Below are 13,456 nucleotides of genomic sequence, written 5' to 3' on the forward strand. Positions count from 1 at the left end.
CAGCTCCACCGATCCCACCGGTTCCGCCGATCCCGCCGGTTTCGCCGGGAACACCGCTCGCCCGCCGCGTGACGAACCGCGGCCGGCCCCCTCGGGCGCTACGCGGGGACCCCCGCTCGCAGCAGGGCTAGGTCCCGCCGCACCACCGCCGCCCCCTCGTGGTCCATGATCCGCTCCCGCACGGCGATCGCCTGCCCGAAGTAGTCCCCGGCCGCGTCGTGCCGACCGGCCGCCGCGTTGACCTCGCCGAGGTTGTGCAGCAGGTGGCCCTCGCCGATCACGTCGCGGTTGGCGCGCACCATCTCCAGCACCTCCTCCAGGGTCCGCTCCGCCCGCGCGTGCTCGCCCCGGTGCGATTGCACCTGGCCGATGCGGCGCATCGCGGTGGCGACCCCGCCGGTGTAGCCGACCGAGCGGCAGATGCCCATCGCCTCGTCCAGCTGCGCCAACGCCTCGTCGCCCCGACCGGTGCGCATGAGGACGTGGGCGCGCTGGGTGAGCACGATCGCCCGCCCCACCACGTCCTCGACCTCGTCGAAACCGCGCAGCGCCTGCTCGTACAGCGCCAGCGCGCCCGCGTCGTCGCCCGCCTGCCGGGTCAGCAGGCCCAGGTCGCGGTGGCACAGCGCCCGCCCCAGCGGATCGCCCAGCTCGGTGAACAGCTCCAGCGCCTCGGTCAGCGACGCCGCGGACTCCGCGGGCCGACCCCGGTTGATGTGCAGGGTGCCCAGCGAGGCCAGCAGCGCGGCGGTGCCCCGGGCGTTGCCCGCCTCCCTGGTGGCGCGCAGGGCGTCGTCGTGGGTGTGCCGCCAGTCGTCCAGGTGGCCGCGCGCCTCGAACACGGTCGTCGCCGTGACCGCGAGGTCCCAGCACAGCTCGTCCAGGCCGATCCTGGCCGCCTGCGCCACCGCGGCGCGCAGGTTCGGCAGCTCGTCCTCCAGCCACTGCATCGGGTGCTCCAGCAGCCGCGCCGCGTGGTCGGCGGGCGGGCGCCAGCGCGGCGCGGCGCCGTGCAGCGCGGTGAAATCGCCGCCGAACACGCCGCGGTGCGCCTGCTCGGCCAGCGACAGCCAGCCGCCCAGCACCCGCTCCTGCACCCGGCGCTGCTCCTCGGGGTCCACAGCGGACAGCTGCTCGCGGGCGAACAGGCGGATGATGTCCTGGTAGCGGTAGCGGAACCCGCCCGAGCCGTCGACCGAGACCACGTCGAGCATCTGCACGTCCACCAGCGGCTCGACCAGGTCCGACGCGTAGGGGCGATCGTCGTCCAGGACCGCGCCCGCCACCCAGCCCGGCAGCGACGGCCCTTCGGCCAGGCTCAGCAGGCCGAACAGCCGCCGGGTCGGCTGGTCGAGCCCGTCGTGGGTCAGCGACAGGCTCGCCCGGATCGTCATCTCGCCGTGCGCCAGCTCGTCCAGCCGGTGCCGTTCGCTGGCGAGCCGGTGCACCATCGACGCCAGCGACCAGTGCGGCCGTGCCGCCAGCCGCGCCGCGACGATCCGCAGCGCCAGCGGCAGCCCGCCGACGGTGCGCACCAGCGCCTCGGCGGCCTCCCGCTCGCCCGCCACCCGGTCCTCGCCGACGACCCGGCCCAGCAGGTCCAGCGACTGGTCCCGGTCCAGCAGGTCCAGCTCCAGGTGGCGCGCCCCCGGCAGGCCGGTCAGCCGCGACCGGCTGGTCACCACCACCGCGCACGTGCCGCTGCCCGGCAGCAGCGGCAGGACCTGCCGCTCGCTGACGGCGTTGTCCAGCACGACCAGCACCCGTCGGTCCGCCAGCAGCGTCCGGTACATCTCGGTGCGCGCCGTGTGGTCGACCGGGATCAGGGCGCCCGGGATGCCCAGTGCCTGGAGGAACCTGCCGAGCACGTCGGCGGACTCGCCCGCGTCGCTGTAGGTGCCGCGCAGGTCGCAGTACAGCTGGCCGTCCGGGAAGTGCTCCTCCGCGATCCGGTGCCCGATGTGGGCGGCCAGCGCGGACTTGCCGACGCCCGGCCTGCCGATGACCACCACGACGCCGACCGACCGCCGCCCGTCGGTGAGCACCTGCTCCGCCGTGCGGATCAACGCCTCGCCGCCGATGAAGTCGGCCGTGTCCGCGGGCAGGTGCCGCGGCACGGCCCGGGGCGGCGCCGCCTCGACCCGCGCGGCGGGCGGTTGCTCCCGCTCGACCGCCGGCCCGCGCAGCAGGGAGGCGTCACCGGCGTGGATCGCCCGCTCCAGCCCGCGCAGCTCCTCGCCCGGCTCCAGGCCCAGCTCCTCCACCAGCAGGTCGCGGCCCGCGCGGTAGACCTCCAGCGCCTCGGCCTTGCGGCCCGACCGGTGCAGCGCCAGCATCAGCAGCGCGCGCAGCCGTTCCCGCAGCGGGTGCTCGTGCACCAGCCTGCCGATCTCGCCGACCAGCTCGTGGTGCGCACCCAGCTCCAGGTCGATGCCGAGGTAGGTCTCGACGGCGTTGAGCCGGTCCTCCTCCAGCCGCAGCGCCTTGGTCCGCAGCGGTCGGCCCGACAGCCCGCTCAGGCACGGCCCGCGCCACAGCCCCACCGCGGCCCGCAACGCCTCCGAGGCTTCCGCCAGGGCGCCGCGCTTGACGTCCGCGCGCGCCCGGGCGACCGCGCGGGTGAACTCGTGGACGTCGAGCGCGGTATCGGGCACGCGCAGCTGGTAACCGGGAGGGCGGGTCACGATGGACACCTCCACCCCGGCCTCGGAGAGCGTCTTGCGCAGCCGTGACACGCAGATCTGCACCTGGGTGCGCGCGGTGTCGGGCGGGTGGACCTCCCACAGGGTGTCCACGAGGTGGTCGGTGCTGACCACCTTGTTCGCCTCCACCAGCAGGGAGGCCAGGATGACCTGCTGCCGCCCGGGAGGGATGCGCACCGGACCGCCCGCGCCCGCGACCTCGATCGGCCCGAGGACCCTGAACACCAGGTGCTCGCCGATGGGGGCCACCCGGCTCCCGACCTCGTCCATGCGACCTCCGCTCGCCCGCCTGACCTGAAGCCTGCACCGGGCGCCAGGCAGAAGATACCCGTGCGAATGCAGTTCCGTAGTTCTCCCAACGCCTCGGAACAGGTCTGGACCAACCCATTGGAAATGGTTATGGCGCGCGAGATGCCGCCGCGATAGAGGCGTGATAAAGGCGGGTTGCCGGGGGCGCGGAAAGTCGGTTCCGCGAGTCCGCCCGCGCGTCCCGGGCGGCAGGGTGAAAGGAGGGGGCATGGCACTCGGCGAACGCCGGCCGACGCCGCCCAGCGACACGATCACGGCGGTCGGGGTCGACCACGTCCGGCTTTCCTACCTCTACGCCGATGACGGCGACCTGGAGGGTTTGGAGTCGTTGGTGCACTGCGCGGCGCAGGGCGAACCCCTCCGGGCGACGCCGGCCGGCGGTCGCTCCGAAGTCCTCGACGTGCTCGCGCCGGCCGAGGGGCCCAGGGGCAGGCACCACCTGCTGCGGGTGATCGCCGACGGCGACTGCATCGCCGCGGTGGGCCGTTTCACCGCCGCCCCGGCGCCGGCCGTGGAATTCGCCGACATCTTCACCATCGCCGCCGACGGCTTGTTGCTGGGGTGCCGCCGCTTCTATTCCGTGACCCCCGCGTGACATTTCGGGGACGCGTTCGGGGCGACCGCCGGACGGGGTGACTTCGGCGAGCCGAAGAACTGCCGCAGTGGCATTGGGCGCCCCTCGGGATCACGTGAAGTAGCGCAGCCAGACGTAGGCCCACGCCATCACCGTGCTCAGCAGCGTCACGACGATGCCGTACCTGGTGAACTGCCAGAAGCTGATGTGGTTCCCGGTGCGCGCGGCGATGCCGATGGCGACGACGTTGGCGCTGGCCGCCACCGCCGTGCCGTTGCCGCTGAAGTCCGCGCCGAGGGCGAAGGACCACCACAGCGCCTGCCCGGTCGCCGGGTCCGGGACCTCGGCGACGATGCCCTCCACGACGGGGCTCATCGTGGCGGCGTAGGGGATGTTGTCGAAGAAGGCGCCCAGGACGCTGGAGCCGAACAGCAGCGCGGTGGCCGCGGCGAAGTAGTTGTCGCCGACACCTCGCACCGCCCAGCTCCCGATCGCCTCGATGACGCCGGTGTGCACGAGGCCCGCGACCATGACGAACAGGCCCATGAAGAACGCCAGGGTGTGCCACTCGACCTCGCGCAGCACGTCGCCGACGTCGGCTCCGGTGGCCAGCATCATCAGCCCGGCGCCCACCAGGGCGACGACGGCGGGGTCGAGGTGGAGCACGGAGTGCAGGCCGAACCCGACGACCACCGCGGTGAACACGACCATGCACCGGCGCAGCATCCTGGCGTCGGTGATGGCCCGCCGCTCGTTGAGCGCCATCACCGCGGCGACGTGGTCCGGGTTGTGCTGGAACGACTTGCGGAACAGCACCCGGGTCAGCAGCACGAACACCGCGAAGATGACGACCACGATCGGCGCCATGTGCACCAGGAAGTCGGTGAAGGTCAACCCGGCCCGGCTGCCGATGATGATGTTCGGCGGGTCGCCGATGAGCGTTGCCGCGCCACCGATGTTGGACGCGAGGACTTCGGCGATCACGTACGGCTGGGGCGCGACGCGCAGCCGGTTGCACACCACGATGGTCACCGGGACGACGAGCATGATCGTGGTGACGTTGTCGAGGAACGGCGACGCCACGGCGGTGATCGCCATCAGCATCACCATGAGGCGGTACGGCTTGCCCCTGGCCCTCTTGGCCGCCCAGATGGCGAGGTAGTCGAAGATCCCGGTCTGCTTGACGATCCCGACGATGATCATCATGCCGAACAGCAGGAAGATGACGTTCCAGTCGATGCCGGCGTGCTCGGAGAAGAACACCTCGGCGCCGGGGACCAGGCCCAGGACGGCCATCACGCCCGACGCGATGAGCACCACCTTGAGCTTGTCCGCCTTCTCGGTGGCGATGAAGAAGAACGCCACCAGGAAGATCGCGAGGGCGAGGACCGCGCTCACCGGTCACGACCCGGAGGTCCGGTCCGGCCGCCGAAGCGACCGTCGGCGTGACCGTCGGCGCGGTCGGTGCGCGCGGTGGGTTCGCGGCCGGGCTGTGGTGTGGTCGCGGCACTCGGGCACACGGAAGGCACTCTCCTAAGAGGACACGGCGAAGCGCACCCGCGAGCGGGTGCGGAGGAACGGGGCGGTGGTCGGCGGGCGGGTTCGGCCGTCACTCGGCCTGGCCGAACACCGCCAAGCTGGTGATCAGGCGCTCCAGCGTGACGGCGCCGAGGAGCACCCCGTCCGCGTCGACCACCGCGATGAGCGGGCTGTGCGAGCGCGCCATGAGCGCGGCGACCTCCAGCAGGGTCGCGTCGGCCCGCACGGTCACGGGCTTCACCGGTCGCCGCGGCGCGCAGTCGCCGACCGTCAGGTCGCCCAGCTCCAGCCAGAAGCGGTCCGCGTGGTCCTCGTCGACCGCCCGGGCGAGCGCCGAGTCCTCCTGGTAGGCGCTGGGAACCGCCAGGCGCAGCACCTGCGTCCCGGGCAGCACCATCGAGGGGCGCGACCGCTCGTCCACGACGACGAGGCCCGGCAACCGGCTCACCGCCATCACCCGCACGGCCTGCGCGACCGGATCGTGGACGGTGACCGTCGGCACGTTCACCGCGATATCGCTAGCGTGCATGAAATCAACCTGTTCGGCGTGGCGGTGGAAGTGCGCCTGCAGCGTGGTGGCCGCGTCACCGGTGACCGGGGTGGCCTGCCGCGGCACGAGCGTCCGGGGCTCTGATCCGAGCACGGCTGTCACCTCTTCCTCCTGGCGTCGTGAACCGTCCGCACCAGTCTTCGAGCCGCCGGGCGGGGGCACAATCGGGGCCGACACCCATCCCGGGGCGGTGGCGGCACCCACGTGGCGAATGGGCGCCACCCCGGATGGACAGGCGCCGCACCGCCGGGCAGCCTGGAGCCGAAGGAGGCTGTGACCTTGTCCCTGTTCTGGCGGATCTTCCTGCTCAACGCCGTGGTGCTGGTGGTGGCCGCGGCGGCGCTGCTGCTCGGACCGGTGACGGTGTCCACCCCGGTCCTGTTCACCGAAGCGGTGATCCTGTCCGGGGGCCTGGTGGTCATGCTGGTCGCCAACGCCGTGCTGCTGCGGCTGGGCCTGGCGCCGCTGGAACGCCTCACCCGCGCGATGACCACGACGGACCTGCTGCGCCCCGGTCCGCGCCCGGCGCCCACCGGCCAGGGCGAGATCGCGGGTCTCATCAGGACCTTCAACACCATGCTCGACAGGCTGGAGGCCGAGCGCGGTGACAGCACCGCCCGCGCCCTGTCCGCGCAGGAGGCCGAGCGCAGCCGCGTCGCCCGGGAGCTGCACGACGAGGTCGGCCAGACCCTCACCGCGGTCCTGCTCGAACTCAAGCGGGTGGCCGACCACGCGCCGCCGGCGGTCCGCGACGAGCTGCGCCAGGTGCAGGAGACCACCCGCGGCGGCCTCGACGAGATCCGGCGGATCGCCCGCCGGCTGCGCCCCGGCGTGCTGGAGGAGCTGGGGCTCATCAGCGCGCTCAAGGCGTTGACCGCCGAGATCGCCGACCACAGCGGGCTGTCGGTCCGCCAGCGGTTCGACGGCGACCTCCCCGACCTCGGCAACGAGGTCGAGCTGGTCGTCTACCGGGTGGCGCAGGAGGCCATCACCAACGTCGCGCGCCACGCGCGCGCCCGGCGCCTCGACCTCGCCCTCACCCACGACCGCGACACCGTGGACCTGCGCATCCACGACGACGGCCGCGGGCTCGGCGGCGCGCCCGAGGGCTCCGGCATCCGGGGCATGCGCGAGCGGGCGCTGCTCATCGGCGCCGGGCTCACCGTCGACTCCGACCCCGGCGGCGGCGCCCGGGTGCGGCTGCGCGTGCCGGTCCCGGCCCGGAGCGCCTGATGCCGAAGCCGGTGGCCCGCGTCCTGCTCGCCGACGACCACGCGCTGGTCCGGCGCGGGGTCCGGCTGATCCTGGACGGCGAGCCGGACCTGACCGTCGTCGCCGAGGCGGGGGACGGCGCCGAAGCCGTCGAGAAGGCCCGCGCCGAGCGCCCGGACCTGGCCATCCTCGACATCGCGATGCCCCGGCTGACCGGTCTGCAGGCCGCGCGGGAGCTGTCCCGCCTCCAACCGGACCTGCGCATCCTCATCCTGACCATGTACGACAACGAGCAGTACTTCTTCGAAGCGCTCAAGGCGGGCGCCTCCGGCTACGTGCTCAAGTCGGTCGCCGACCGGGACCTCGTCGAAGCCTGCCGGGCCTCGATGCGCGGCGAGCCGTTCCTCTACCCGGGCGCGGTCACGGCGCTCATCCGCAACTACCTCGACCGGGTCCGCGACGGCGCGGACGTGCCCGACAAGGCCATCACCGACCGCGAGGAGCAGATCCTCAAGCTCGTCGCCGAGGGCCACTCGTCCAAGGACATCGCCGGCCTCCTCGTCATCAGCGTCAAGACCGTCGAGCGGCACCGCGCGAACCTGCTGCAGAAGCTCGGGCTCAAGGACCGGCTGGAACTCACCCGCTACGCGATCCGCTCCGGCCTCATCGAACCGTGACCGCGGGCGGCTCGCCCCTCTCGCCAGGCGGGCCCGGTGGCGCGGGTGCAGCGACGCCACCGGGCCGGCGGTCCTAGGCGACGGCCATGTGCGCGAGCGCCAGGATGCTGCCCGGACCGGTCAGGACGGCGAGTCCCACGGCGCCGTAGAACGGTTCGTCCTTGACGTACATCCTCACCATCAGCGCCACCACGGCCACGACCGACGCGGCGAGCAGGGCGAGCACGACAACGTTCATCTGCGGGTCCTCACGGGAGTTGCGGCAGGAAGGAGCACGACGTCGGCTCCCGCGCGCGATCAGCCGCGCCACCCCGGCCGGGGTGCGCGCGACAGGCGTGCGGGAGCGGTGCGGAACCGGTCGACCCGGTTCACGCGAACGGCGGTCCCCGACTCGACCGCGGTGGCGGCTCCACGGTGGCCAGGCCCGCGCCGCCGAACCCGTCGACGGGTGACCGGCCCCGCAGGGGGCGCCCACCGGCCTCCCGGGGGCGCACGGCCCACCAGGAGTCGGGCTCCGCCTGGGCGGGGGCGAACCGCGCGGCCATCGACAGCCGCAGCCAGTCGTGGAGGTCGTCGTTCATCGACGCCGCCGCCGACACCGACTCGCCGAGGAGTGCTGTCGCGCCCTGAGACGCCTGGCGCTGCCCGGTGTTCCCGTTGTCGGGCGCCGTGGCGGCGCTCACCCCGAGCAGCACCAGCACGAGGGCGAGCAGCAGCCCGAGCCGGTCCGCTCTCGCAGTCGTGCGCACCGGCTCGCCTCCTCTCACCGCGTGTCGACACCCTCGTCCGAGGTGCGCACAGCCTACGTGGCACCCGCGGCGTCAAGGCGCTCCGCGCGCACCCCCGGACCGGCTGGTCGTGCGCCGGTGAAACCCCTCGTTTGCGCGAACGCAAGAGGGGTAGTCGGACGACAACCGAAGTGGGTTCCGCGATGCAACGGGAGACGACATGACCAGAGCGGGCACAGCGACGACTCGCACACCGGTCCAACTGGCCGCGACGGTCGTGGGCGCGGTGTTCCTGGTGGTCGGCATCGCCGGGTTCATCCCAGGGCTGACCACGAACTACGACCAGCTCACGTTCGCGGGCCACCACTCCCAGGCGATGCTCCTGGGCGTGTTCGCCGTCTCGGTCCTGCACAACATCGTGCACCTGCTGTTCGGCGTCGTCGGCCTGGTGATGGCCAAGACGGCGCGCAACGCGTTCCTGTACCTGGTCGCCGGTGGTGTGGTGTACCTGGTGCTGTGGCTCTACGGCCTCATCATCGACCACGACAGCGCGGCGAACTTCGTGCCGGTCAACGGCGCCGACAACTGGCTGCACCTGGTGCTGGGCATCGGCATGATCGCGCTCGGTTTCGCGCTGGGCCGCTCGATCCGACCCGGCGACGTCCCGCGCGCCGGGTGACTTGAGGGAGACCGGCGGCCGGGCTCGACCCGGCCGCCGCCTTCCGCGCAGGGAGCCGCTGGTGGACCCCGACTCTGGTGACACGCCGACCCACGGCCTGCGGCGCTACGTGCGGGCCGTCGCGGTGGAGCTGGGCTCGGCGCAACGGCCGCCATCCACCGATGCCGGTCCACCCGCGACCGCTTACCTCGCCCTGGCCGGGAACCTGCCTTCGTTCCCGGGCCGGGGCTTCGCGCTGGTGTGGGACGAGGAGTTCGGCTGGGCGGCGGCGGTGCGGACGGACGCGGACGAGCCGCCGGTGGTGATCTCCTACCTGGGCGGGGACGTGCTGCCGACGGCGGCGGAGGTGGCCGCGTTCGTGGCGGCCCTGCTGCGCGGCGGGCACCCCGGCGACCCGAGGCCGATCCGCCTGCGCGCCTACGGCTCCGCCGACGACTTCACCGACCGCCTGCGCGCCTGCCCGCCCTGACAGCGCGAGCTGCCTACCTGACAGCCCGCCCGCCTGTCCTGAGAGCGCGCATTGCCGGTGCGAGCCCGCCCGCCTCGACAGCCCAGACAGCCGCTGCCCGCCCTGACAGCGCGAACCGAGGGCAGGCAGGCGTCGAGACCGCACAGCCGGTGAGCCGAGCCGTCACCCGTCCTGCAGTGACGCCTCGACGGTCTCCGGCCGGCCGGTCGCCTGGCGGTAGACGCGCACCACCTCGGCGGCGACCTGGGCCGTGCTGTACCGCGCCTCCACCCGGTCCGCGCCGGCGATGCCGTAAGCCTCACGTCGAGCGTCGTCCACCAGCAGCGGGCGCAGGGCGCGTGCCAGGGCCTTCGGGTCCTGCGGCGGCACGAGCACCCCGGTGACGGCGTCCACGACGGTGTCCACCGCCCCGCCGACCGTCCCCGCCACGACCGGGACGCCGCACGCCATCGCCTCCACCGGCGCGACGGACGAGGCGCCGGGAGCGGCGCACACGACCACGTCGGCGGACCGCAGCAGGGCGGGCATCGCCACCCTGGGCACCCGGCCGACCAGCCTGACCCGGTCGCCGACGCCCGACTCGCGGGCGTGCTCGCGCAGCCTGCGCACGTCCTCCGCCCGGCCGCCGACGACCACCAGCTCGGTGTCCGGCACCGCCCGCAGCGCGGTGATCACGTCCTCCGCGCCGGGCGCGGGCGAGACCAGCCGGTGCGGCAGCGGGCGGTTGAGCCGCGGCCCCTCCGGCTTGAACAGCTCGACGTCGACCCCCGGCGCGACCACGGCGACCCTGCTCCGCGCCACGCCCAGGCGCACCAGCTGCGCCTTCTCGTCCGTGCACCCGGCCACGACCAGGTCCGCCTCGCGCCCGATCAGCCGTTCGGTGGACAGCCGCGCCTCGGGCACCGACCCGTCGCCCACCTGCTGCTCCACCGCGCCCAACCCGTGGAACGTCTGCACCACCGGCACGTCCAGGTCCTTGGCCGCCAGCACCGACGCCACCCCGGACGTCCAGTAGTGGGCGTGCACCACGTCCGGCGGGTCGGCCCGCCACTGCTCGCGCAGGAACCGGGTGAACTCGTCCAGGTGGGGCAGCACCTCGTCCGGGTGCAGCGGGCTCGGCGGACCGGCCGGGACGTGCACCACGTCGTAACCCCGCCGGGTGTGCACGAGGTCGACCGATCGCACGGAGTCACGGCGGGTGTGCACCACCACGTCGTGACCGGCGGTGACCAGCGCCGCCGCGAGGTCGGCGACGTGGACGTCCTGACCGCCCTCCTCGGCGTCGCCGAGCACGGGGAGCGGGCTCGCGTGCGCCGAAACGACCGCGATCTTCATGGGTTCCTCCAGCCGCGGGGAAGCGGCTCGTCGCCACGTCCACCGGTCACAGGCTGTCGTCTCAACCCAACTCGAACCGTACAAGCAACCACGGGACCCCGCCACTCAGAGCGACCGGGCCCGGGCGGTTGACGCCGCCGCTGGCGGGTATGGCACAGGGCGACCACCACGACGACCACCACGACACCAAGGAGGGGCCATGGCCACCGGCGAGACCGGGTTCGACGACGTCAGCTACGACCTGATCTCCGTGCAGTACCACGCGCTCAAGGCGGGCCACGACTACGGCCAGTACGTCCGGGACGCGGAGAACGCGGGCAAGCAGGAGATCGCCGACTTCTTCCGCCGGGTGATGGAGGAGGACTCCGCGCGCGCCAAGCAGTGCCACGACTTCCTCAAGGAGCTGTCGGCGAGCGGCGACGCGGGACCCGCCGTCTCCTGACATGCGCGTGGTCGTGCTCTCCGACACCCACGCGCCCCGGCGGTGGAAGACGTGCCCGCCGCGGGTCGCGGAGCACCTGCGGCACGCGGACGTCATCCTGCACGCGGGTGACGTCTGCGTGGCGCCGGTGCTGGTCGAGCTGGCGCAGTACGCGCCGGTCACGGCGGTGCGCGGCAACAACGACGGGCCGGACGTGGCCGCGTGGGGCGCGCCCGACGCGGTCGAGCTCGACCTCGCGGGACTGCGGGTGGCGATGCTCCACGACAGCGGCCAGGCCACCGGCCGCACCGCGCGGATGCGCCGCCGGTTCCCGGAGGCGGACCTGGTGGTGTTCGGCCACTCGCACATCCCCATGGACGTCACCGGGGACGGCGTGCGCGTGTTCAACCCCGGCTCGCCCACCGACCGCCGCCGCCAGCCGCACGGCACCGTCGGCCTGCTCGACGTCGAGGACGGCCGGCTGCTGGCCGCCCGGATCGTGCCGGTGACGTAGGGCTACCCGAGGTCGATCCAGTACCGCCGGACGACGCCGAGGCCGATGTCCCGGACGTCTTCGAGGACGCCGCCGTTGCGCTCGATCGTCCTCATCGACGCGGTGTTGCCGTCCTCGCACACCACCAGCACCCGGTCCAGGCCGAGCTCGCGGGCCTCGCCCAGCGCCAGGCCGAGCGCCCGGGTGGCCACCCCGCGCCCGCGCGCCGACGGCCGGACGCCGTAACCGACGTGGCCGAGCCGGCGCACCAGGTCCGCCGGCTCCCGCCGCACGGCGATCCCGCCGAGCACCCGGCCGTCCTGCACGACCCACCGGTACCGGCACCGCCGCCGGGCCGGGTCGGCCTCGGCGGCGAGCCGGGCCACCCAGGCCGCGAACCCGTCCGGCGAGTCGACGTCGTCGGTGGGCAGCAGCCCGAAACCGTCCTCGTGCGGGCCCGGACCCCACTCGTCCCGCGCCGCCAGCCAGGCCGCCCGCAGCCGGGTGGTCGGCGCGACCAGCTCAGGCGCCCCGGCGGGCGAGGACGGCGCCACCCGGCACCTCCTCGTCCGGGTCGAGCAGCACCTGCGCCTCGACGGTGAACCCGGCGTCGCGCAGCCAGGCCGACATCCGCTCCACCGTGCGCCGGTGGACGTGCAGGGCCATCGGGTGGCCGCCGTACCCCTCGGTCTTGAACCGGCTCACGTCGCCGACGTGGAACCCGAGCATCGCCACGCCACCGGGCCGCAGCACGCGGTGGAAGTGCGCGAGCGCGCCGGGCACCTCCTCGTCCGGGACGTGGATGACCGAGTAGAACGCCAGCACGCCGCCGACCGAGCCGTCCGGCAGGTCCAGGTCGGTCATCGAGCCGACCTCGAACCGCAGCCCGGGGTGGTCGCGGCGGGCGATCCCGACCATCCGGGGCGACAGGTCGATCCCGAACGCGTCCAGCCCGAAGTCGCGGAGGTGCGCGGTGACGAGCCCCGGACCGCAGCCGACGTCCGCCACCGGGCCGCCGACGGCCCGCGCCGCCTCGGCGAAGAGGGCCAGGACGCCGCGCAGCACGGGCTTGCGCGCCAACGCTTCCCGGCCGAAGTCGGCGTAGCTCTCGGCCACCGCGTCGTAGGACGTGCGGGTGTCGGTCAACCAGTCGCCTGTGCTCACCGCGCAGACGTTATCGACCCGCCTCCCGCGCGTAGGCTCGCGGTCGTGAAGGCGGCGCTGCTGATCGTGGACGTGCAAGAGGTGCTGATCCCGCTCGTCCGGCGCGGCCCGGAGCTGGCCGACCGGATCGCGGTGCTGGCGCGCCGGGCCCGGCGGGCGGGCGCGCCGGTGATCGCGCTGCAGCAGATCGGACCGAGCGGCACCACGTTCGACCCGGCGTCGCCGGGCACGCGGCTCAGCCCGCGCCTGGGCCTGGAGTCGATCGACGAGGTGGTCCGCAAGACCGCGACCGACGCGTTCTACCGCACCGGGCTCGCCGCCCTGCTCGCCGAGCGGGACGTCGACACCGTCGTGCTGACCGGCGTCGCCACCGACTACTGCGTCGACGCGACCGCCCGGTCGGCGCTGAGCCACGGCCTGGACGTCGTGCTGGTCGGCGACGGGCACGCGCCGGCCGCCGACGGCGACCCCGAGGCGGGCCTGACCGCCGAGCAGGTCGTGGACCGGCACAACCGGATCCTGAGCCGGGCGGTCCACCCCGGCGGACGGCTGCGCGTGGTGCCCGCCGCGGAAGTGTCCTTCGACGCGCGATGACCGCGGCCCA

General features: G+C 73.8%; 16 protein-coding genes. 8 read left to right on the forward strand and 8 right to left on the reverse strand.

All coding sequences use genetic code 11. From position 1 onward, the window contains the following. Positions 1 to 98 precede the first annotated feature (98 nt). Complete coding sequence (locus AB0F89_RS21415) at positions 99 to 2,972, reverse strand: BTAD domain-containing putative transcriptional regulator (protein WP_367127269.1); 2,874 nt, start codon at positions 2,970 to 2,972, stop codon at positions 99 to 101. 247 nt (positions 2,973 to 3,219) lie between these two features. On the opposite strand from AB0F89_RS21415, the gene AB0F89_RS21420 reads away from it, so the two are divergent. Next, on the forward strand, positions 3,220 to 3,606 hold the full coding sequence (locus AB0F89_RS21420; protein WP_367127270.1) for a nuclear transport factor 2 family protein: 387 nt from the start codon (positions 3,220 to 3,222) through the stop codon (positions 3,604 to 3,606). Positions 3,607 to 3,696: 90 nt separating this feature from the next. Here AB0F89_RS21420 and AB0F89_RS21425 read toward each other — a convergent pair whose 3' ends face one another. Next, positions 3,697 to 4,983 (reverse strand): SLC13 family permease, encoded by a 1,287-nt coding sequence (locus AB0F89_RS21425; protein ID WP_367127272.1) that lies wholly within the window; start codon positions 4,981 to 4,983, stop codon positions 3,697 to 3,699. Positions 4,984 to 5,194: 211 nt separating this feature from the next. Continuing rightward, on the reverse strand, positions 5,195 to 5,767 hold the full coding sequence (locus tag AB0F89_RS21430; protein WP_367127273.1) for a CBS domain-containing protein: 573 nt from the start codon (positions 5,765 to 5,767) through the stop codon (positions 5,195 to 5,197). Between the two features lie 180 nt (positions 5,768 to 5,947). Between AB0F89_RS21430 and AB0F89_RS21435 the strand changes: the two genes are divergently transcribed. Beyond that, positions 5,948 to 6,907: a HAMP domain-containing sensor histidine kinase gene (locus AB0F89_RS21435; RefSeq protein ID WP_367127275.1), complete on the forward strand. Its 960-nt coding sequence runs from the start codon at positions 5,948 to 5,950 to the stop codon at positions 6,905 to 6,907. Continuing rightward, entirely contained in the window at positions 6,907 to 7,563 is a 657-nt protein-coding gene (locus AB0F89_RS21440; protein ID WP_367127276.1) for a response regulator, read from the forward strand. The genes AB0F89_RS21435 and AB0F89_RS21440 overlap by 1 nt, the downstream gene beginning before the upstream one ends. A gap of 73 nt (positions 7,564 to 7,636) precedes the next feature. Here AB0F89_RS21440 and AB0F89_RS21445 read toward each other — a convergent pair whose 3' ends face one another. After that, the gene (locus tag AB0F89_RS21445; RefSeq protein WP_367127277.1) at positions 7,637 to 7,801 is read right to left on the reverse strand and encodes a hypothetical protein; all 165 of its coding nucleotides are present in this window, start codon (positions 7,799 to 7,801) and stop codon (positions 7,637 to 7,639) included. Between the two features lie 130 nt (positions 7,802 to 7,931). Beyond that, positions 7,932 to 8,312 (reverse strand): hypothetical protein, encoded by a 381-nt coding sequence (locus AB0F89_RS21450; protein WP_367127278.1) that lies wholly within the window; start codon positions 8,310 to 8,312, stop codon positions 7,932 to 7,934. Positions 8,313 to 8,511: 199 nt separating this feature from the next. On the opposite strand from AB0F89_RS21450, the gene AB0F89_RS21455 reads away from it, so the two are divergent. Both AB0F89_RS21455 and AB0F89_RS21460 read left to right on the forward strand, forming a co-directional pair. Then, the gene (locus tag AB0F89_RS21455) at positions 8,512 to 8,970 is read left to right on the forward strand and encodes a DUF4383 domain-containing protein (RefSeq protein WP_367127279.1); all 459 of its coding nucleotides are present in this window, start codon (positions 8,512 to 8,514) and stop codon (positions 8,968 to 8,970) included. Positions 8,971 to 9,031: 61 nt separating this feature from the next. After that, entirely contained in the window at positions 9,032 to 9,439 is a 408-nt protein-coding gene (locus AB0F89_RS21460) for a DUF6292 family protein (protein ID WP_367127280.1), read from the forward strand. Between the two features lie 162 nt (positions 9,440 to 9,601). Here the strand turns inward: AB0F89_RS21460 and AB0F89_RS21465 are convergent, their stop codons facing one another. Continuing rightward, positions 9,602 to 10,774, reverse strand: a complete 1,173-nt coding sequence (locus AB0F89_RS21465; protein WP_367127281.1) for a glycosyltransferase — start codon at positions 10,772 to 10,774, stop codon at positions 9,602 to 9,604. Positions 10,775 to 10,973: 199 nt separating this feature from the next. Between AB0F89_RS21465 and AB0F89_RS21470 the strand changes: the two genes are divergently transcribed. Both AB0F89_RS21470 and AB0F89_RS21475 read left to right on the forward strand, forming a co-directional pair. Then, the gene (locus tag AB0F89_RS21470) at positions 10,974 to 11,216 is read left to right on the forward strand and encodes an acyl carrier protein (RefSeq protein ID WP_367127283.1); all 243 of its coding nucleotides are present in this window, start codon (positions 10,974 to 10,976) and stop codon (positions 11,214 to 11,216) included. Between the two features lies 1 nt (position 11,217). Further along, positions 11,218 to 11,709 (forward strand): metallophosphoesterase family protein, encoded by a 492-nt coding sequence (locus tag AB0F89_RS21475; RefSeq protein WP_367127285.1) that lies wholly within the window; start codon positions 11,218 to 11,220, stop codon positions 11,707 to 11,709. Positions 11,710 to 11,711: 2 nt separating this feature from the next. Here the strand turns inward: AB0F89_RS21475 and AB0F89_RS21480 are convergent, their stop codons facing one another. Then, positions 11,712 to 12,242 (reverse strand): GNAT family N-acetyltransferase, encoded by a 531-nt coding sequence (locus AB0F89_RS21480; RefSeq protein WP_367127286.1) that lies wholly within the window; start codon positions 12,240 to 12,242, stop codon positions 11,712 to 11,714. Beyond that, the gene (locus AB0F89_RS21485) at positions 12,211 to 12,852 is read right to left on the reverse strand and encodes a class I SAM-dependent methyltransferase (RefSeq protein WP_367127287.1); all 642 of its coding nucleotides are present in this window, start codon (positions 12,850 to 12,852) and stop codon (positions 12,211 to 12,213) included. Before AB0F89_RS21485 ends, AB0F89_RS21480 begins: the two co-directional genes overlap by 32 nt. Before the next feature lie 45 nt (positions 12,853 to 12,897). Between AB0F89_RS21485 and AB0F89_RS21490 the strand changes: the two genes are divergently transcribed. After that, positions 12,898 to 13,446, forward strand: a complete 549-nt coding sequence (locus AB0F89_RS21490) for an isochorismatase family cysteine hydrolase (protein ID WP_367127288.1) — start codon at positions 12,898 to 12,900, stop codon at positions 13,444 to 13,446. The last annotated feature ends 10 nt before the right edge of the window (positions 13,447 to 13,456 follow it).

It is taken from the genome of Saccharothrix sp. HUAS TT1 (assembly GCF_040744945.1).
Lineage (GTDB): Bacteria > Actinomycetota > Actinomycetes > Mycobacteriales > Pseudonocardiaceae > Actinosynnema.

Bases quoted from the DNA above. Each gene is read 5' to 3' on its own strand.
- AB0F89_RS21470 (WP_367127283.1), top strand. From the start codon at position 10,974: ATGGCCACCGGCGAGACCGGGTTCGACGACGTCAGCTACGACCTGATC.
- AB0F89_RS21455 (WP_367127279.1), top strand. From the start codon at position 8,512: ATGACCAGAGCGGGCACAGCGACGACTCGCACACCGGTCCAACTGGCC.
- AB0F89_RS21440 (WP_367127276.1), top strand. From the start codon at position 6,907: ATGCCGAAGCCGGTGGCCCGCGTCCTGCTCGCCGACGACCACGCGCTG.
- AB0F89_RS21445 (WP_367127277.1), bottom strand. From the start codon at position 7,801: ATGAACGTTGTCGTGCTCGCCCTGCTCGCCGCGTCGGTCGTGGCCGTG.
- AB0F89_RS21475 (WP_367127285.1), top strand. From the start codon at position 11,218: ATGCGCGTGGTCGTGCTCTCCGACACCCACGCGCCCCGGCGGTGGAAG.
- AB0F89_RS21415 (WP_367127269.1), bottom strand. From the start codon at position 2,972: ATGGACGAGGTCGGGAGCCGGGTGGCCCCCATCGGCGAGCACCTGGTG.
- AB0F89_RS21465 (WP_367127281.1), bottom strand. From the start codon at position 10,774: ATGAAGATCGCGGTCGTTTCGGCGCACGCGAGCCCGCTCCCCGTGCTC.
- AB0F89_RS21420 (WP_367127270.1), top strand. From the start codon at position 3,220: ATGGCACTCGGCGAACGCCGGCCGACGCCGCCCAGCGACACGATCACG.